The sequence below is a fragment of the Pseudomonas sp. Ps21-P2 genome (assembly GCF_039672565.1).
Lineage (GTDB): Bacteria > Pseudomonadota > Gammaproteobacteria > Pseudomonadales > Pseudomonadaceae > Aquipseudomonas.
Window position 1 is genome coordinate 697,083 of sequence record NZ_JBDFPL010000001.1, and the last position, 17,444, is coordinate 714,526.

The 17,444-nt window shown below is 61.8% G+C and carries 18 protein-coding genes; 9 read left to right on the forward strand and 9 right to left on the reverse strand.

The window, feature by feature from the left end; all coding sequences use genetic code 11:
- Positions 1–127 precede the first annotated feature (127 nt).
- Positions 128–1,039, reverse strand: coding sequence for a LysR family transcriptional regulator (locus ABEH28_RS02980; protein WP_346629053.1), 912 nt, complete (start codon positions 1,037–1,039; stop codon positions 128–130).
- 91 nt (positions 1,040–1,130) lie between these two features.
- Here ABEH28_RS02980 and ABEH28_RS02985 point away from each other — a divergent pair, with 91 nt between their 5' ends.
- Positions 1,131–1,568, forward strand: coding sequence for an ester cyclase (locus ABEH28_RS02985; protein ID WP_282372030.1), 438 nt, complete (start codon positions 1,131–1,133; stop codon positions 1,566–1,568).
- A gap of 20 nt (positions 1,569–1,588) precedes the next feature.
- Positions 1,589–2,509, forward strand: a complete 921-nt coding sequence (locus ABEH28_RS02990; RefSeq protein ID WP_346629054.1) for an NADP-dependent oxidoreductase — start codon at positions 1,589–1,591, stop codon at positions 2,507–2,509.
- A 244-nt stretch (positions 2,510–2,753) separates the two neighbouring features.
- Here the strand turns inward: ABEH28_RS02990 and ABEH28_RS02995 are convergent, their stop codons facing one another.
- The gene (locus tag ABEH28_RS02995) at positions 2,754–4,826 is read right to left on the reverse strand and encodes a calcium-binding protein (RefSeq protein ID WP_346629055.1); all 2,073 of its coding nucleotides are present in this window, start codon (positions 4,824–4,826) and stop codon (positions 2,754–2,756) included.
- 405 nt (positions 4,827–5,231) lie between these two features.
- Between ABEH28_RS02995 and ABEH28_RS03000 the strand changes: the two genes are divergently transcribed.
- From ABEH28_RS03000 to ABEH28_RS03015, 4 genes are read left to right on the forward strand one after another with little or no spacing between them, the layout of a single operon-like run.
- Entirely contained in the window at positions 5,232–6,254 is a 1,023-nt protein-coding gene (locus ABEH28_RS03000) for an NAD-dependent epimerase/dehydratase family protein (RefSeq protein WP_346629056.1), read from the forward strand.
- On the forward strand, positions 6,254–7,012 hold the full coding sequence (locus ABEH28_RS03005) for a glycosyltransferase family 2 protein (RefSeq protein ID WP_346629057.1): 759 nt from the start codon (positions 6,254–6,256) through the stop codon (positions 7,010–7,012). Before ABEH28_RS03000 ends, ABEH28_RS03005 begins: the two co-directional genes overlap by 1 nt.
- Positions 7,009–7,287 (forward strand): lipid-A-disaccharide synthase N-terminal domain-containing protein, encoded by a 279-nt coding sequence (locus tag ABEH28_RS03010; protein ID WP_192173500.1) that lies wholly within the window; start codon positions 7,009–7,011, stop codon positions 7,285–7,287. Before ABEH28_RS03005 ends, ABEH28_RS03010 begins: the two co-directional genes overlap by 4 nt.
- A 3-nt stretch (positions 7,288–7,290) precedes the next feature.
- Positions 7,291–8,811, forward strand: coding sequence for a glycosyltransferase family 39 protein (locus ABEH28_RS03015; RefSeq protein WP_346629058.1), 1,521 nt, complete (start codon positions 7,291–7,293; stop codon positions 8,809–8,811).
- Positions 8,812–8,870: 59 nt separating this feature from the next.
- On the opposite strand, the gene ABEH28_RS03020 is transcribed toward ABEH28_RS03015, so the two are convergent.
- Positions 8,871–9,761, reverse strand: a complete 891-nt coding sequence (locus tag ABEH28_RS03020; protein WP_346629059.1) for an SDR family oxidoreductase — start codon at positions 9,759–9,761, stop codon at positions 8,871–8,873.
- 99 nt (positions 9,762–9,860) lie between these two features.
- Between ABEH28_RS03020 and ABEH28_RS03025 the strand changes: the two genes are divergently transcribed.
- Entirely contained in the window at positions 9,861–10,754 is an 894-nt protein-coding gene (locus ABEH28_RS03025; protein ID WP_346629060.1) for a helix-turn-helix transcriptional regulator, read from the forward strand.
- A gap of 298 nt (positions 10,755–11,052) precedes the next feature.
- Here the strand turns inward: ABEH28_RS03025 and ABEH28_RS03030 are convergent, their stop codons facing one another.
- On the reverse strand, positions 11,053–11,238 hold the full coding sequence (locus ABEH28_RS03030; RefSeq protein WP_282372019.1) for a DUF2986 domain-containing protein: 186 nt from the start codon (positions 11,236–11,238) through the stop codon (positions 11,053–11,055).
- Between the two features lie 163 nt (positions 11,239–11,401).
- Between ABEH28_RS03030 and ABEH28_RS03035 the strand changes: the two genes are divergently transcribed.
- Together ABEH28_RS03035 and ABEH28_RS03040 are read left to right on the forward strand one after the other, a co-directional pair.
- A complete protein-coding gene (locus ABEH28_RS03035) occupies positions 11,402–12,028 on the forward strand; it encodes a pyridoxamine 5'-phosphate oxidase family protein (RefSeq protein ID WP_346629061.1) in 627 nt (208 codons plus the stop codon).
- A 108-nt stretch (positions 12,029–12,136) separates the two neighbouring features.
- A complete protein-coding gene (locus ABEH28_RS03040; protein WP_192173506.1) occupies positions 12,137–13,045 on the forward strand; it encodes a LysR substrate-binding domain-containing protein in 909 nt (302 codons plus the stop codon).
- On the opposite strand, the gene ABEH28_RS03045 is transcribed toward ABEH28_RS03040, so the two are convergent.
- From ABEH28_RS03045 to ABEH28_RS03065, 5 genes are all read right to left on the reverse strand, one after another.
- On the reverse strand, positions 13,031–13,777 hold the full coding sequence (locus tag ABEH28_RS03045; RefSeq protein ID WP_346629195.1) for a substrate-binding domain-containing protein: 747 nt from the start codon (positions 13,775–13,777) through the stop codon (positions 13,031–13,033). The genes ABEH28_RS03040 and ABEH28_RS03045 overlap by 15 nt on opposite strands.
- Before the next feature lie 41 nt (positions 13,778–13,818).
- Positions 13,819–15,117 carry an MFS transporter gene (locus ABEH28_RS03050; protein ID WP_346629062.1) on the reverse strand — a complete coding sequence of 433 codons (1,299 nt, stop codon included), beginning with the start codon at positions 15,115–15,117 and terminating at the stop codon, positions 13,819–13,821.
- A gap of 191 nt (positions 15,118–15,308) precedes the next feature.
- Positions 15,309–16,184 (reverse strand): EthD domain-containing protein, encoded by an 876-nt coding sequence (locus ABEH28_RS03055; protein ID WP_346629063.1) that lies wholly within the window; start codon positions 16,182–16,184, stop codon positions 15,309–15,311.
- A gap of 94 nt (positions 16,185–16,278) precedes the next feature.
- The gene (locus tag ABEH28_RS03060) at positions 16,279–16,518 is read right to left on the reverse strand and encodes a hypothetical protein (protein WP_346629064.1); all 240 of its coding nucleotides are present in this window, start codon (positions 16,516–16,518) and stop codon (positions 16,279–16,281) included.
- A 33-nt stretch (positions 16,519–16,551) separates the two neighbouring features.
- Positions 16,552–17,346, reverse strand: a complete 795-nt coding sequence (locus ABEH28_RS03065) for an NYN domain-containing protein (RefSeq protein ID WP_346629065.1) — start codon at positions 17,344–17,346, stop codon at positions 16,552–16,554.
- Between the last annotated feature and the right edge of the window lie 98 nt (positions 17,347–17,444).

Genomic DNA, 17,444 nt, shown 5'->3' on the forward strand with positions numbered 1-17,444 from the left:
AACCTCCTTTTCAAGCACGTTTCGCAGTCGCGCCGTTCCAATATCGAGGCCGCGTGCCTGGGAGTGGCCGTGACTGGCCATGTCGGTTACCGGTGGGTTGACGCGCCGTATCAGGCTGCAGCTGTCTTCAAAACCCCGATGCAACCGATTCGATCATGCCCCTGAACCATTCCTGAGCGGGATTCCCATTGCCACGACGATGCCAGATGAGATGAAACGTGATCTCCGGCAGCGCGACCGGCGGCGGGAACAGGACCAATTTCCCTCCCGACGGCGAGCTGAGGGCGATGCGTTTCAGGACGGTGGCAGTCATGCGGGAAGAGGCGATGATCGCCGGCACCGCGAACATCTGCGGCAGCGTCAGTGCCAGGGTGCGTTGCTTGCCCAACTGAGCCAACGCCTGATCCACCAAGCCGTGTCGATCACCCTCGGGCGAGACCAGTATATGGGGCAGCGAGAGGTAAGTGTCCATGTCCATGCCGCGCAGGGCTGCCGGATGGCCATGGGCGACGAGGGTGACGAAAGCGTCACGCAGAATCGGTCGCGTGAAAATGCGACCGTCTTGATGGCTGGGCAATACACCGATTGCCGCATCAATCACTCCCGCATCCAGCATGTCCACGGCATGGTCGCGGTCATTGACTGCGTGAACGTTGATCGACAGGTGTGGCGCGTGTTCGCTCAAGGTCTGCAGCAGCGTGGGGAGCAGCACGAAGGCGGGATAGTCCGACAAGCCAAGGTTCATTGTGAGCACGGCATCGGCCGGGACAAAGTCAGGCATTTTCACCAGGGCGGCTTTTATCTGGCTCAGCGCCTCGGCGACAGGTTGGCCCAACTCACGGGCACGGGGCGTTGGAAGGAGGCCGTCAGGGCTGCGCAAAAAAAGCGGATCGCCCAACAGCGTGCGCAAGCGCGAAAGCGCGGCACTCATGGCCGGTTGGCTGACGCCGACCTGAGTCGCGGCGCGTGTCACGTTGCGCTCGTTCATCAGGGCATTGAATGCGGCAAGCAGGTTCAGATCGATGCCATGAAAATCCATAAATCAAATAAACCTATATACGAGCCATTTGTTATACGGATGGTAGCCCTGCGCTCACACTCTCGCCATACCCCAAGCCGAGAGCAACCTTATGTCTACCGCAGAACTTGCCACCCGCCTTCAAACCGAACGGCAGGCCGTTGAGACCCTCTACCGCGCGTTCAGCGAGAACAATCCCGACCTCGTCGACAGCGTGCTGGCTGCCGACTGGGATGACATCCCCCTGGCACCCGGGCAAGGCCCAGGCCCCGAGGGCATCAAACCGATTATCCGCAGCCTCGCCGACGCGTTTCCGGATGTGCGCATCGTCATCCACGACATGGTTCAGGCCCCTGGTCAGGTCGCCGTACGGGCTGAAATAACCGGCACCCACCTCGGCGAGCTATTTGGCATCGCCGCCACGGGCAAACAGGTGAGCTTCCGTTTGCATGAGTTTCACGCACTGGAGAACGGGCGGGTCGTTACCACGTGGCACATGGAGGACTGGTTCGGTCTGTTCCTGCAACTCGGTCAATTCCCTCAAGCCTGAACAACGAAGAGAAAGCCATCATGAAAACAGCGTCCATTTCTGTATTCGGCGGCCCTGAGGTCGTCACGCTGCACCACCGCGATCTGAGCAAGCCAGGCGTTGACGAGGTTCTGGTGGGCGTCGAGGCCGCCAGCGTCAACCCGCTCGATCTGAAGATCATCGCCGGGTACATGCAGCCGGTCTTTCCCGTTGAGATGCCATACACCCCGGGCACCGATTTCAGCGGCATCGTCAGCAGCGTCGGTGAGCAGGTGACCCACCTGAAACCCGGTGATCGCGTGTTCGGCCGCAGCACGCCCACTGCGGGTGGCGCCTTTGCCCGGCAGCTGATAATCGCTGCCACCGAGCTTTGTCTGATTCCGGCTTCCATGAGTTTCGAGCAGGCGGCGGCGTTGCCGACGACCTTCGGCACCGCGCAGCAGGCGTTGTTTGAGGTAGGGCAATTGAAGCCCGGCCAACGCGTCTTGATACATGGGGCAGCGGGCGGTGTGGGCACCATGGCGGTGCAGCTGGCGCATCTGGCGGGCGCGTATGTCATCGCCACGGCTTCGGCGCGCAACATCGAGCGGGTGAAAAGCCTCGGTGCGGACGAGGCGATTGATTACCGCACCGAGGATTTCACCACGCTGCGTGACATCGACCTGGTGCTCGACACGGTCGGCGGCCCGACCCTGGAAAGCTCCTGGTCGGTACTCGGCAAGGGTGGACGGATTGCGACCCTCGTGGAGTTCGACATCGAACCCCGCGAAGACCATGCCGGCGAAGCCGTGTTCTTTGCCAGCGCCACGCCGTATCTCCCGGAGGCGGTGCGGCAGTTCAGTGCAGGGCAATTGCAGGTTGTGACCGACTCGATCTTCACCCTGGAAGAGACCCGCGCCGCACTGGAGAAAGTCGCCACCGGGCATGCGTGCGGTAAGGTCATTATTCGTACGGCCCATTGATTCAGTGGCGTCATCCATGTCACGACACGCCGATGGCTCATAGGTTTGGTGTTCGCGGGCACGCGCAGCCGAAGCATGGGGTCATGAAATCGAAGGCTGTAGACGGGAGTGGCGGCTGGATGGTTGCAGCTACACCGATGCGGATCTTGAAGTCCTATAACGAGTGGGTTGATGCGGGTCACCGCCTCTAAGCGTTGAACGAGGGGAACGCGCATGAGCCGTTCCCCTCGTCGCACCCCGCCTGTTAGCCGAGGGCAGCCTCGCTGGCCATGCCCACAAGGGTCACTTCCTGCGCCTGCGCAAAGATCATGTCGGAGTTGCGCAGGTCCAGGGTCCAGTCGCCGGTGAGGGCGATTTCGAAGCGATGGCCCTGAGCGTCCGCTTCCACGTCCTTGAGGTAGGTGCGGTCCAGGTCGTCGTTATAGATCATTTTCAGTGTGGTCCCGGTACCGTCACCGAAACCCGTGTAACCCAGCGCCGACACGTCGATCTTGTCGTTGTTGTTGGCGAACCGGACAATCAGGTCCACGAAGCTCTGGCTGTCGGTACGATAGCTGTCGCTGGCTGCCGTGTAGCGGAACACGTCAGTGTCATTGATGCCATCTCGGCCATTGACTGAAAGGTTCGGGTCGTCGCCGCCGCTCAGCAGGTCGGCACCCGCGCCCCCGATGATCACATCCGAGCCTCTGCCGCCATCGATGCGGTCGTTACCGGCCAGGCCGTAGATGACCTCCGACATGGCACTCCCCGTGATCACGTCTTTGCCAGCCGTTCCTTCGACGGTGGGGGCCGTGAACACTAGATTGTTGCTGTTCAACTGCCCCGTCAGGTTGCCTTCGAGCGCCAGTTCAAAGCGCTGCCCGTCGGCATTGGCATCGAAACTTTTCAGGTAAGTGCGGGTGCCGTCAGCGTTGGCCTGGATGGCCAGCGTGCCATTGTGGCCGTCGCCAATGCCGGTGAAACCCAACGCAATCAGGTCTACGCGGTCCTGGGAGGCGTCGAAGTCCAGAATCCGGTCGCTGCCGGTTTCCGTAGCGGTGCGGTAGCTGTCGCCGATCTGGCCGAAGCGGAAAATGTCTGCGCCGGTTCCGCCTGTCAGTACGTCACGGCCACCGGCGCCTTGCAGCACGTCGTCACCGCCCAGGCCGCGAATGATCTCGGCCGTGTCGTTGCCAATCAGGTGATTGGCCTCGCTGGAGCCGTCCACGTGGTATTGGCCGTCCTGGCTGCCAAAGGTGGTGTCCAGGCTGCCATCGGCGTTCAGTCGAGTGATCACGTCGCCGGCGATAAGGATCTTGCCATCGGGCTGAACGATGGCCGAGTGGGCATAGGCGGAGTCGCCTTGGGGCACCTGAAGGGTGAGCTTGCCATCACCGCTGAAGGAGGTGTCGAAGGAGCCGTCCGCATTGAGCCGCAGTACGTTGAAGACGGTACTGTCATGACTCTCGCCGGCAATGATGATCTTGCCGTCGGCTTGCACGGTCATCGCGGCGCGGTAGTCCAGCCCCAGCGCGGTATCGAAGTACACCACGCCGTCCACGCCAAACGTGGTATCCAGGTTGCCGTCGGCTGCAAGTCGCTGAACGGCATACACCGGATCGCCCGGGTCGTGTGGCCCCTCGGAGCCCACGTACAGCCAGCTGCCGAGCAAGACGCTGCCGTCGGGCTGCACAACGGTGGCGATATTGCCGGTGCCGTAATAGCCGGTCGGGTTGAGGACGAGTGTGCCGTCGACACCGAAGTTTTCCGCCGGCGTACCGCTGCTGTCCAGCTTGAACACCACGGCTTGCGAGGTGCCGCGAGCGCTGACGTACACCGAACCATCGGCTGTGGCGTAAATCGCCATTCCATCGGTGCTGATCGGTACATCAAGGGCTGCGGCGCCGCCTTTGCCGAACGTGGTGTCCAGGGTGCCATCGACGTTGAAGCGTTCGACTTTCAAACCGCCAAGCCCAGGCTGCGCCGACAGGACTTTACCGTCGGCCTGCACGGCCATGACGTAGTAAGCCTCATCTTCCGGATCCAGGCTGGCGGGCACGAGGGCAATCCCGTCCTGGCTGAAACTGCTGTCCAGGCTGCCGTCGCTGTTCAGGCGCACCGACGTGAAGCTGCCGCGTGTTCCGTAGCTTTCATCGCCCGGCGAGCCTGGGTAACCAATGGCGGTCTGGAAGCTTTCGCCGCCGACGAGGATCTTGCCGTCCGGCTGAAGAATGATGCTCCAGGTTTGATCGGCCCCCGTGGAGGGGTCCACTTGCACGGTACCTGGACCGGTTCGTACGGTGTAATCGATGGTGGGCTTGCTGTCGGTTGAAGCCATGACATTGTCCTTTTGACATGGAGCTTGATGGGATTTGAAGGCGCCGAGGGAATGACGCTCAGGGGTTGACCGTGTGAGTGTCAATAAATGCGAACGAGGTTCCTTGTCGGCAAAAAACCGTCAGGCTGCGCGAGAGCGGGCGGCTCAACAGCTTTGGGCTTCGCTCGGTCCACGTCTCGAGCGCATCACGCGATGGGCCACTCACCCTGTTCACATTGCTTAAATATTGCTGTGACAAAGTTTCATGTCGCTTGATCAAGCATCCAGCAGAAACGGACAGCTGACCCAGGGATTTCGGGCGGTTGGCCGGTTCTGTCAAAGGACTCATGAAATGAATGTCACTGTCTTAAGCGCAGGATACGCAGGACTTACCCAGGCTCGATGCCGCCGCTGGGCGATAGCGCAATGACGGTGCTGATCACCGGGGTTGCGGGGTTCATCGGCTTTCACATGGCCAGAACGTTGTGCAGCCAGGGCGTTCAAGTGGTGGGCATCGACAACCTGAACGATTACTACAGCGTCGATCTCAAGCGTGCCCGACTGGCGCAGCTTGAACACTTCCCCTCTTTTCAGTTTCAGCCCATCGACATCGTCGACCCACAGGCTTTGCTCCGGCTGTTCAGCGCGTCCGGCTTCAGCGAGGTCATTCATCTGGCGGCCCAGGCCGGGGTCCGGTATTCCATCGATAACCCGAGTGTGTACGCCGATGCCAACATGGTCGGCTTTCTCAACGTCCTGGAAGCCTGCCGGGCATACCCCGTGAAGCACCTAGTTTATGCGTCGAGCAGTTCGGTGTACGGCGCCAACACCAAGATGCCGTTTGCCGTGGGAGACGCCGTTGAGCAGCCCGTTTCCCTGTACGCCGCGACCAAGCGCGCCAACGAGCTCATGGCCTACAGCTACTCGCATCTGTACCGGATTCCGGCGACGGGCCTGCGGTTTTTTACCGTCTACGGCCCATGGGGGCGGCCGGACATGGCGCTGTTCAAATTTACCCGGGCCATCCTCAAAGGCGAGCCCATCGATATCTACAACGACGGCGAGATGGCGCGGGATTTCACCTACGTCGACGACATCATCGAGTCGATGAGTCGGCTGTTGCCCAAACCACCGCCGCTCATGGACGGGGTCGCGCCGTGTCAGCTGTTCAATATCGGGCGAGGGGCGCCGGTGAAGCTGCTCGACTTCGTGCAGTGCCTGGAATCGGCGCTGGGGATTCGTGCCAGGCGCAACTATCTGCCGCTTCAACCGGGGGACGTGCTGCAGACCTGGGCCGATGTCTCCGGGCTGGCGAAATGGATCGACTTCAGTCCGCAGGTCGGGCTTGAGCAGGGCGTGGCTGAATTCGTGCGCTGGTACGGCGACTTCTATTCCTGCGACCAGAACAAACAGGCCAGACAATCAAAACAAGAGGCGCGGTGGGCGTGATGAGTGAATCGGTGTTTGTGTCGGTATTGATCCCGGCAAAAAACGAAGCGCAAAACCTGCCTTCGTTGCTCAATGAAGTACGCACCGCGCTGGCCGGGGAGCGCTACGAGGTGTTGGTGGTCGACGACGGCAGCACCGACGACACGCTGCGTGTCCTTCAGCAGATCAAGGCCGAAGGGTATGAGCCCCTGCGAATCCTGCACCACGGGGTTTCCCTCGGACAGAGCACCTCGATCTGGCATGCCGCCCAGGCCGCGCGCGGTGAGTGGCTGGCGACGCTGGACGGCGATGGCCAGAACGACCCCGCCGACTTGCCCTGCATGCTGGTGCTGGTGCGCAATGCCGGGCAGGGCAATGACCGGAACCAGGGCCAGCCGGTGAGGTTGGTGGCGGGGCATCGGGTCAACCGGCGAGACACCGCAAGCAAGCGCTGGGCGTCCCGCTTCGCCAATGCCTTGCGCAGCCGCCTGCTCAAGGACGCGACGCCCGATACCGGTTGCGGGCTAAAACTGATCCATCGAGCGGCGTTTCTGCAGCTGCCTTACTTCGACCACATGCACCGCTTCATTCCCGCGTTGATCCAGCGCCATCACGGCCGAATGATCGTTCATCCGGTTCACCACCGTCATCGTCAGGCCGGCGTTTCCAACTACGGCAATCTGGACCGTGCGCTTGTGGGCATCCTCGACCTGTTCGGGGTCTGGTGGCTGGTGCGCCGCACGCGACTCAATACGCAGCCCGAGGAGATGAACGGATGAATTTCACCCGCGAAACGCTCTGGCTCACGGTGGGATTTCTCGGTCAGGCGGTCTTCACCGGCCGTTTCGTCTTGCAATGGCTGTACAGCGAAATCAAGAAACGCAGCGTGATTCCGGTGGGCTTCTGGTACCTGAGCATGCTCGGCAGCGCGTTGTTGCTGCTCTACGCCATCTACCGCGAAGACCCGGTGTTCATCATCGGTCAGTCATTTGGCTTTGTGGTTTACCTGCGCAACCTGCAGCTGATTGCCAAACACAAAGACCTTAAGGAATAGCCGGTGGGACGTGTTCATTCTCCCGCGTTGCAGTGCCTGGCGCTGGTGGCGCTTGCGCTGATTCTGGTCGGCGCCGGCTTTGGCATCCGGCAGCCGCTGAATGTCGACGAAGAACGGTTTCTGGGCGTCGCGCTGGAAATGCTGCACAGCGGCAGTTGGCTGATCCCCCATCGGGCCGGTGAAATCTACGGCGACAAACCACCCTTGTTCATGTGGACGGTCGCGTTTTTCACCTGGCTGACCGGTTCGCCGTCGCTGGCACTCTTCATTCCGGGCCTGCTCTCGGCGGCCACCGCCACGGCGGTGTTGTACGACCTGGGCCGACGCCTCTGGTGCCGCAGAGTGGGTCGCATCGCCGCGCTGTTGTTTCTGGCGACGTACCAGACCTACAGCATCCTGCGTACCGGCCAGATCGACAGCTTCCTGTGCCTGTGGGTCGCGCTCGGCTTCTACGGCATGGTCCGTCATCTGCTGCTGGGACCGGCGTGGGGCTGGTTCTACGTCGCGTGTCTGGCCATGGGCCTGGGCATCATTAGCAAAGGGGTGGGTTTTCTGCCGGCATTGATGCTGGTGCCCTACGTCTATGCCGTGCGAAAGGGCTGGTCGGGTGTAGCCGTCATGCCGGGGCAAGGGCTTCGTTGGGCGACCGGTTTTCTGGCGGTGCTGGCGGGATGTGCAGTCTGGCTTGTGCCGCTGCTCGCCACGGTCTGGCTCAAGGGTGGCGCTGACGAAGTGGCCTACCTGAAGGAAATCCTGTTTCACCAGACCGGTGGCCGCTACGCGTCGGCCTGGGATCACCGCGAACCGTTCTGGTATTTCCTCACTGTCATTCCGCAGTACTGGCTGCCGCTGGTGCTGGCGTTGCCGTGGCTGGTACCCGCCTGGCGTCGCCAATTGCGAAAGCACGACGCACGGATCTTGTTGTTGCTGGGCTGGGTGGTCCTGGTGGTGCTGTTTTTCTGCCTGAGCACCGGCAAGCGCAAAATCTATATCTTCCCTGCGCTACCCGGCCTGGTGCTGGCAGCCGCGCCGCTGATTCCGTGGCTGCTTCGCCGCTGGTTTGGCAATCGTCCGAAGGCCCGCGCTGTGTTTGGCGTGGCGGTGGTGGCATGGTTTTGCCTGTGGTTCGGCCGGGGCTTCGTCGAACCGTTCACCGACGGGCCCAACCCCCACAAGGTGCTGATGGGCGAAGCGGCCCGGCTGACCGACGGCGCTGAACTGGTGCTGGTCGGCTGGCGGGAAGGGCACTGGCTGTTCGCCCGCCAGCCGGTGGTGCACTTCGGCTTTGCCGATCAATCCGCCGTCGAGCACGCCGCCCTCTGGCTGCGCACCCACCCATCCGCCTTTGCCCTGGTGCCCGCCGCTGAGCTGGAGCGCTGTTTCATGGCCGACAAGGCTCGCCAGCTGGGATCAACGTCGAGGGCGGAGTGGTTGATCGTCGGCGCCGACGCGGACAATGGTCGTTGCCATCCGCCGGCGCCCGTGCGCGCTTATCGCTTCTCGTGGGGTTCTGACGCGCTGTAGGCCCGTTGCGCGCACGGGCCCTTGGTTAGAATCGGCAGCTCGGCGTCTCTACGGATCATTCACCGCCGTTCAAAACACCTCTTGAGATCCTCAATCAAACCCGGCCCGGTCGGCACCCAGCCCAATCGCGCCCGGGTTTTGCTGCTGTTGCTCGACATATCCCGTCCCACAAAGCTCGACAGCCAGCCGAACCTCGCCATCGCCTCGTCGGCTGGCACTGAAACAACGGGCAGCCCCAGGCCTTCACCCAGGGCTTCAGCGATGAGGTGGAAGGGGATGTGGGTTTCGGCGGTTGCGTGATAGCGAGCGCCGGGTTGGTGTTTTTCCAGCGCGAGTCGGTACAGCTGGGCTGTGTCTGAAATGTGCGCGGCGGACCAGTGATTCATGCCTGCGTCGACATATGCCGCGACGCCGGTCTCCCGCGCGTGCTTGATGAGTTCGGTGACCAGTCCCTGTTTGACCGTGTCGTGGATTTGCGAAAGGCGCATGACCACCACGTTGAGGCCGCGTTGCAACAGCGCCTCTGCTGCCCGTTCCGAGGCGGCGCGGGGATTGGGATGCTCGGCATTGAAATGATCTTCATCGGCAGGCTCGCCCGGTGCCGACGAGCCCATCGGTGTGGCCGAAGTGATCAGCAACGGGCGCTGCGAATCGGCCAGCGCTTCGCCCAGTGCGGCGATGGCCCGCGCCTCTTTCTGGCAGTTGTCGACGAAGTGGGCGAAGTCGTGATCGAACGCGGTGTGAATGACCGCGTCGCACTGCTCGGCGCCGAGTCTGAGGCTGGCGAGGTCTTCGAGGGTGCCGTGATGGGGCTCGGCGCCGATGGCCCGCAATGCTTCTGCTCCCGCTTGAGAACGGGTCATGCCCAGCACTTGGTGACCCGCAGCGAGTAAGTCCCGGGCGACGTGGGAGCCGATAAAGCCTGTGGAGCCGGTAAGAAATACGCGCATTGCTGAAAACTCCTTTTGCTGAAGCCGGCAGGATGCGCGTAACGTTTATCCGCTTAAAAGACGTGACGTCATCAGGGTATAAAAACCAACAGGATCACCATGGCCAACCCCTCTGTTCATTTGCTGGGCACGTATCTGAAGGATTGCCGTGCGCGCCTTGATCCGGCCAGTTTCGGCTTTTCCGGCCGGCGACGCACACCGGGTCTGCGCCGGGAAGAAGTCGCGCAGCGCGCCAATATCAGCGCGACCTGGTACACGTGGCTGGAGCAGGGGCGCGGCGGGGCACCCTCGGCGCAGGTGCTGAACCGGATTGCGGAAAGTCTGTTGATGACCGAACCCGAGCGCGAGCACCTGTTCATGCTCGCTTTCGGCCATCCGCCGGAAGTGGTCTACAGCGCGCCCGACGGGGTGACGCCGCGACTGCAACGGGTCCTCGACACCCTTGCGTTCAGCCCGGCGTTTATCAAAACGGCAACATGGGACGTGCTGGCGTGGAACACCGCAGCGGCGGCGGTCTTCACCGATTACAGCCTGCTGCCAGTGGGGCAACGCAACATCTTGCGCCTGATGTTCTGCAACCCGCGCGCCCAGGCCCGCCAGGCTGACTGGAACGCGGTGGCGCGGTTCATCGTTGCGGCCTTTCGGGCGGACGCGACCCGCGCCGGCGCGGCGTCCGAGGTCACCCGGCTGGCGGAAGAACTGTGCACCCTGAGCCCGGAATTCGCGGTGCTGTGGCGAGACAACGACGTGCGGCTACAGGGCGAGGGCACCAAACGCCTGCGCCACGACCCCCATGGCATCATCGAGCTGGAATACTCGAACTTTGCGGTGGACGGGCGACTGGATCTGTCGATGATCGTCTATAACCCGGTCACCGCCGCCGATGCCGATCGCGTACGGGCGGTGATCGAAGACCATTCCCGGCTGAAACCGGAGCTTTCTGTGGGACTGGCTTTAGCCGGGAAGGCGTCGGCAATCACACCGAAAAATTGATGGCGTACGCACTGGCCTCTTCCCGGCTGAAGCCGGTCCCACTGACACCCCGCGCGTCCCGTAGGACTGGCTTTAGCCGGGAAGGCGTCGGCAATCACACTGAAAAATTGATGGCGTACACACTGGTCTCTTCCCGGCTGAAGCCGGTCCCACTGACACCGCGCGCGCCCTGTGGGACCGGCTTTAGCCGGGAAGGCGCCGGCAATCACACTGCAAAATTGATGGCGTACGCGCTGGCGTCTTCCCGGCTGAAGCCGGTCCTACCAGGGGTAGGCGGCGCATCGCAAATGGAGGGTGTTCAAACCGCCTCGGAAGGGCGGACCGCTTCAGGGGTGGATTCGGTCGTGGCTTCAGCATTGGCCTCAGCCAGCTTCAACCGGTCGGCCTTGCTGACGTAGGTGTCTTTGTTCTTCGGCGCCAGTTTGGCACTCGCCTTTTTTGCGTTGGCTCTGAGGATCTGGTTAAGTTTCTTGCGACGGTTCATGCCTGGTTACCCGGTGTGCAGATGCTGGACGGTGAAAAGGCAGGCAGTGAATCAGATCGCCGCTCAATCTGCCACACGCGTCTGCCACTATTGCCCCAATCGGGGACAAGGCGTAAGTGCATACCGACCCTTTCCTTTAAAGAAGAAACCGCAGAGAACCACGATGGATCTTGAAGACAGCTCATACCTGACAACCGTAGCGGCACTGGAAGCGGTGTATGGCCCGATCGCGCCGCCGTCTCTGGTCAAAGAAGTTGACCACATTCACCCGGTTTACCGGCCGTTCATCGAAGCGGCGTCCTTTGTGATCCTCGCCTCGTCGGGCGCAGGCGGCCTGGATGCCTCGCCGCGGGGAGATCAGCCAGGCTTCGTGCACATCGAAGACAGCCAGACGCTGTATCTGCCGGACCGACGCGGTAACAACCGCATCGACACCCTGCGCAACATCGTCGAAGACCCGCGAGTCGCGCTGCTGTTTCTCGTACCGGGCGTGGGCGAAACCCTGCGCGTCAACGGCACGGCGCAGATCTCCATCGCGCCCGACCTGCTGGAGCGTTTTGCCGTGGACGGGAAGCCGCCGAAGTCGGTGCTGAAAATCACCGTCACCAGCGTGTATTTCCAGTGCAGCCGGGCGGTGATCAGGGCAGGGCTGTGGGGTGCGTCCAAACAGGTGCCGCGCAGCGCGCTGCCGACAGCGGGTCAGATTCTCAAGGAGGTTTCGAAGGCAGCCATCGACGGCGAGGCCTACGACAAGGCGCTGCCAGGCCGGATCGCCGACACGCTTTATTAGGCCATTCGTTCCGTGCAAGGGGCAGCCGTGGGACTCGCCCGGGGATGGCTCGCCGACGCGTTGCGCCTTACCATTGATGCCCGTCTACGATCAAAGCGACGACATGCCGTGAACATCAACTTCGACCTCAATGACCTTCAGGCTTTTCGTGCGGTGGTTGAAAAGCAGGGCTTTCGCCGGGCGGCCGAGTCCATCCGCATCACCCAGTCGGCGCTGAGCCGTCGCATCGAAAAGCTTGAGTCCGCCCTGGGGGTCAAGCTGTTTGAGCGGACCACGCGAAAGGTATCGTTGACCAACGTTGGGCGAGCGTTTCTGCCCCAGGTCGAACGTCTCCTGGATGACCTGGATCTGGCGCTGCTCAGCATCGGCGACGGTGGCGCCAACCGCAGGGGCACGCTGACCGTGGCCTGCGTACCGTCTGCGGCCTACTATTTCCTGCCCCATGCGATCCGCAGCTTTCACGGGCAATACCCGTTGATCAACATCAGGCTGATCGACGTCTCGGCCAACGAAGTCAGTGCAGCGGTGGCGTCAGGGGAAGCCGATTTCGGGGTGAGTTTCACCGGCAACCTGGCGCCGGAAATCGAGTTCAGTCCGCTGCTCGAAGAGCACTACGTGATTGCCTGCCGCCGCGACCATCCGCTGGCCGTCCTCGACACCGTCACCTGGGCTCAGGCGTGCGAACACGACTGCATCACGCTGGATAAATCTTCGGGCAATCGTCTGGTGCTGGATCGCGCGCTTTCAGGTTTTCAGCCGGGCAGGAACAGCGTCTGCGAAGCACGCCACGTGACGACGGTGCTTGGCCTGGTCGAGGCGGGGCTGGGCATTGCGGTGGTGCCGTCCATTGCGATGCCGATCTCTGCCCACCCGATCCTGGCCAAAGTGCGGCTGGTGGAGCCGGAGGTGATCAGGCAGATGGGCGTGCTGAAACGCCGCGGACGCACATTGACGCCCGCGGCACTGGAGCTGGAGCAGCGGATTCGCGCGCTGCCCGGGACGTTACCGCGGGACTGAGTCCAGGCCGGTCTCGCGAATGCTCGCCTGGGCGTCGGGGGATGACAAAAACTTCAGCAGCTCCTTCGCTTCAACGGGGTGATCGGCATTTTTCGGAATCCCGGCGGCATAGCGGGTCACCGATTGCACGTCTTCCGGAATCTTGCCGACGAAGGTCACGCCGGGGATCGGCAACAATTCGGCGACCTGCTGGAAGCCCAGCTGGTAGTCACCCTTGGCCACGACGGAGGCCACCGGAATGCGCTCGATCATCTTGCTTTTGGGCGCCAGCTGCGGCTGAACGCCGAGCTTCTTGAACAGCTCTTTCTCGATGTAGACGCCGCTTGCGCTGTCTGAATAGGCCACTGACTTGGCCGCCAGCAGGGTGTCTTTCAGTTCAGCATCGGTGCCGATGGCAGGTTTGTCGGCGCCGGCCTTCACTACCATGCCGATGCGCGAGTCCGCCAGTTCCACACGCGAGGCGGCGTCGACCTTGCCCTGCTTGATCAAATCATCCAGTGCGTAACCCACCATGATCACCACGTCGGCGTGCTCGCCGCGACTCAACCGGTTGGGGATGGCTTCCGCCGCTTTACCCATCGACGGGCCGAGCACCGTTTTCAGCGTGTTGCCGCTGTGCTCTGCGTATTGCGGCCCCAGGTGTTGATAGGCGGCAGTGAAGCCGCCCGAGGTCATGACGGTCAGCGCTTCGGCGTACGCGAAGTTGCCGTAGGCGCAGCTGGTCAGCGCCATGACGCAGAGGGGTTTTAGTAAAGAGTTCATGACAGGGTCCTTCAAGCAGTGGCAAGTGACTGAGTGGCGAGACGGCGGTACAGCACCAGCGTCGCGGTAAAGGCGCACAGGGCGGCGAAGATCATCCAGTAGGCCGGCGCGGCCTTGTCTCCGGTCAGGTGAATGAGCCAGGTCGAAACAGCCGGCGTGAAGCCTCCGAAAATTGCTGTCGCCAGGCTGTAGGCGAGGGAGAAACCGGCCACGCGCACCTCGACGGGCATCATTTCCGTGAGCGCGGGAATGATCGCGCCGTTGTAAATGCCGTAGAGAAACGAGAACCACAGCAGCACTTCGAGCATGTGGGCAAAGGTCGGCGCCTGGGCCAGGAATGCCAGCGCGGGATAGGCCGTCAGCAGCGTCAGCAATGACATCGCCAGCAGCAGCGGCTTGCGCCCCAGTCGGTCACTCAGGGCGCCGCCGATGGGCAGCCAGAAGAAGTTCGACACCCCCACCAGCAGCGTCACGATCAGCGCATCACTGGTACTGAGCTGCAGCACCGAGCGGCCGAAGGTCGGTGCGTAAACGGTGATCATGTAAAAGGCGGTGGTGGTCATCGCCACCATCAGCATCCCGAGGATGACAACACTGGCGTTGCCGAGGAGGGTTGCGAACACTTCCTTCATCGTCGGGCGGTGTTTGCGCGTGGTGAATTCTGCGGTTTCTTCAAGGCTGCGGCGCAGCAGGAAAATGAACGGGATGATCAGGCAGCCGACGGCAAACGGAATGCGCCAGCCCCATGCCGACAGCTCGGTCGGGGCAAGCCATTGATTGAGGCCGTAACCTAGGGCGGCGGCGACAACGATGGCCACTTGCTGACTGGCCGATTGCCAACTGGCGTAAAAACCTTTGCGCCCCGGCGTTGCCATTTCGGCGAGGTAGACGGACACGCCGCCCATCTCTGCACCTGCGGAGAATCCCTGCAGCAGCCGCCCGAGCAAGACCAGCGCCGGTGCCCACAGGCCGATCGTCGCGTAACCCGGCACCAGGACGATCAGCAAGGTGCCACTGGCCATGATTGCCAGGGTCACGATCAGACCGCGACGGCGGCCGACGTCGTCGATGTACGCCCCCAGCAGCACGGCGCCCAGCGGCCGCATCAAGAACCCTGCACCGAAGACAGCGAAGGTCATCATCAACGAGGCGAACTCGTTGCTGGCGGGAAAGAAAGCGGAGGCGAGCTGGGTGGCGTAGAAGCCGAAGAGGAAGAAGTCGAACTGTTCAAGAAAGTTTCCGGAGGTGACCCGGAAGACCATTCCTGCCCTGGACTTCCCGGAGGAGGTCTGGCTTGGCGGTTGATGCATGTTGTTCTCCAGCGTTTTTTTTGAGTTTGTAAGCGCTTGTAACTGGAGATTCTGTGGCAATTTTCAGACGACGATAATCGTTATTTTTTCATCCTTTGATGCATAGATCGGATCAATTGCGAGGCCGTGGCGGGTGCTCACAGGCTGGAAAGGCGTCGGCAGCCGTGGTCTACGGCCGCCGACCGGAATTGTCAGCGGGACTGCGTGCCTTTGAGCATCAGCTCTTGAACATCCGGTTGAACTTGATTCACCGCGCCCAGGTGTTCAATCAGCTCGGCTGCCCGACTGCCGCGCAATCCTGCGGTGGTCAGGGACTTGTCGCGCACGTAGGTGTAGAGCCCGGAGACGGCGAACGTCTTGAGCTGGGCGATGTGCTTCGATTGTTCAGGCAGGGTGTTCTGGAACACCTCGCTCTGGAAAAACCGCCGACGTGCCAGCGGCGACTTGAACGCGATTTCCAGCACAGCCAGTTCGGCGCGGGCCGGGTTGGCAAAGTGCGCGACGTTGGGCGCAGGTGGGTGCTGGCCATCGTTCTCGAAAGGTTCGCAGAGGTGCAGACAGACTTTCACCACTTCATCGGACGCTGCCAGCAGCGGTCCCAGATCTGACTTCAGGTACGCGTGCAGCTGCGCCAGGGTTTCCCGCGGGCTGAAGTGGATGTGAATACGGTCGAAGGTGTCGGTGCCGTTGAACCGCTCATCCGCCAGCGAATTGGTTAGGGTCAGCGAGCCTTGGGGCAGGGCGTAGGCCAGGGTTTCGTCGAACATGTTTTGCTCGTCCGAAAACAAAATCGGGCTGGCCTCCTGAAACTGCTTCTGGTCCGCAGCAGATTCGAAGCCGATCTCCACGCCACCGTCCAGTTCGTAATCCTGAATCTCGCTGATGCCATCGGCGAGTGGCCAGAGGTGCGCGTCCTGCTGCCGGGAAAAGTGGTGCTGAATGTACAAGCCAAGGCCCGGAAGCCGCGAGCACAGCGGGCCGTGGACGTCGCGCCAGTAATGGGCAAATACGTCATGGGGCACGCGCTCCCGTCGTTTGACGGTCGTGTAGCTGTTGATCTCGATCATGGGGCACCTGTCAGTCGGGAAATGTTCAGTCGTAGTGATCGGATGCAGGTGCCGCTGCAGGGTTCAACGTTTTTACCGGACGTCGTCGGCAGGCCTACTCGGAAGCGACCTGCGTGACGCGAATGTCCGTCAGCCCGAGGTGGCCGGCCTGTTCGATGATTTCATCCGGTTCGGCATCGGCGTTGGGCATGATCAGGCTGTTTTCGCTGTCGCCGAAATGCAGCTCAAGCAGGTGCATCGCGGCGTCGCTCGCTGACAGTTTCGGCTGATTCAGGTCGAAGCGATGATTGCGGGGTTCAGCGTTGAAGCGGTAGTCGACTGAATAGATGGGCATGCATGGCTCCATAGATGAGAAACGCTGGTCGGGTTACTTGCCGTTTTGTTTGTGCCTGACGTACATCACCGCCGTGCCACTGGACGCGGGTCTGGCTTGCAGCTCGAACGCCTGCGGGTAGCCCTTGATCAGGTCGCTGAGCTTTTTGTAGCCGTGGGTGCGCGGGTCGAATTCCGGCCGCAGCTTGGTGATGTTGGTGCCGAGGGCGCCGAGCTGCACCCAGCCATCTTCGTCGGCGATGTCGTCGAGAATTTTTGCGATGAAGCTGATGGGCGCTTTGGGCCGTTTTGCCGTCTCGGTCGCTGCGGGTTTGGCCAGTTCTGACTGCGCGGGAGCGTCGAGCGTCTGCTCTGCGCTGGCGGCGGCAATCACTTCCTCGCGGAGCAATTCGATGTAAATGAATTTATCGCAGGCCGCCACGAATGGCCGGGGCGTTTTTTCTTCACCGAAGCCAATCACGGTCAGGCCCTCCTCGCGCAATCGCGAGGCTAGGCGGGTGAAATCGCTGTCACTGGAGACCAGGCAAAAGCCATCGAAGCGGCGGGTGTACAGCAGGTCCATGGCGTCGATGATCAGTGAGCTGTCGGTGGCGTTCTTGCCTTTGGTGTAGGCGAACTGCTGAATGGGCTGGATCGAGTGGTCGAGCAGGACCTTCTTCCAGCCGCCGAGCTGCGGCCCGGTCCAGTCGCCGTAGATGCGCTTGACGCTGGCGACGCCGTATTTGGCGATTTCTTCGAACAGGCCTTCGACGATGGCGGCGGGGGCGTTGTCCGCATCGATCAGAACGGCGAGGTGTTTTTGAGCGTGGCTGGAGGGGTTCGTGGCCATGGATCTTCCTTGGCAGGGGAAAGCCACACCATACCTGCAAATACTCATCGCAAACAGGCAACCCATTCTGTCTGCTGCGGCTCGGTTGTTCATTCATC

Coding starts and splice junctions, on each gene's coding strand:
- ABEH28_RS02980 (WP_346629053.1), bottom strand. CDS start 1,039: ATGGATTTTCATGGCATCGATCTGAACCTGCTTGCCGCATTCAATGCC.
- ABEH28_RS02985 (WP_282372030.1), top strand. CDS start 1,131: ATGTCTACCGCAGAACTTGCCACCCGCCTTCAAACCGAACGGCAGGCC.
- ABEH28_RS02990 (WP_346629054.1), top strand. CDS start 1,589: ATGAAAACAGCGTCCATTTCTGTATTCGGCGGCCCTGAGGTCGTCACG.
- ABEH28_RS02995 (WP_346629055.1), bottom strand. CDS start 4,826: ATGGCTTCAACCGACAGCAAGCCCACCATCGATTACACCGTACGAACC.
- ABEH28_RS03000 (WP_346629056.1), top strand. CDS start 5,232: ATGACGGTGCTGATCACCGGGGTTGCGGGGTTCATCGGCTTTCACATG.
- ABEH28_RS03005 (WP_346629057.1), top strand. CDS start 6,254: ATGAGTGAATCGGTGTTTGTGTCGGTATTGATCCCGGCAAAAAACGAA.
- ABEH28_RS03010 (WP_192173500.1), top strand. CDS start 7,009: ATGAATTTCACCCGCGAAACGCTCTGGCTCACGGTGGGATTTCTCGGT.
- ABEH28_RS03020 (WP_346629059.1), bottom strand. CDS start 9,761: ATGCGCGTATTTCTTACCGGCTCCACAGGCTTTATCGGCTCCCACGTC.
- ABEH28_RS03025 (WP_346629060.1), top strand. CDS start 9,861: ATGGCCAACCCCTCTGTTCATTTGCTGGGCACGTATCTGAAGGATTGC.
- ABEH28_RS03030 (WP_282372019.1), bottom strand. CDS start 11,238: ATGAACCGTCGCAAGAAACTTAACCAGATCCTCAGAGCCAACGCAAAA.
- ABEH28_RS03035 (WP_346629061.1), top strand. CDS start 11,402: ATGGATCTTGAAGACAGCTCATACCTGACAACCGTAGCGGCACTGGAA.
- ABEH28_RS03045 (WP_346629195.1), bottom strand. CDS start 13,777: ATGGCGCTGACCAGCTGCGCCTACGGCAACTTCGCGTACGCCGAAGCG.
- ABEH28_RS03050 (WP_346629062.1), bottom strand. CDS start 15,117: ATGCATCAACCGCCAAGCCAGACCTCCTCCGGGAAGTCCAGGGCAGGA.
- ABEH28_RS03055 (WP_346629063.1), bottom strand. CDS start 16,184: ATGATCGAGATCAACAGCTACACGACCGTCAAACGACGGGAGCGCGTG.
- ABEH28_RS03060 (WP_346629064.1), bottom strand. CDS start 16,518: ATGCCCATCTATTCAGTCGACTACCGCTTCAACGCTGAACCCCGCAAT.
- ABEH28_RS03065 (WP_346629065.1), bottom strand. CDS start 17,346: ATGGCCACGAACCCCTCCAGCCACGCTCAAAAACACCTCGCCGTTCTG.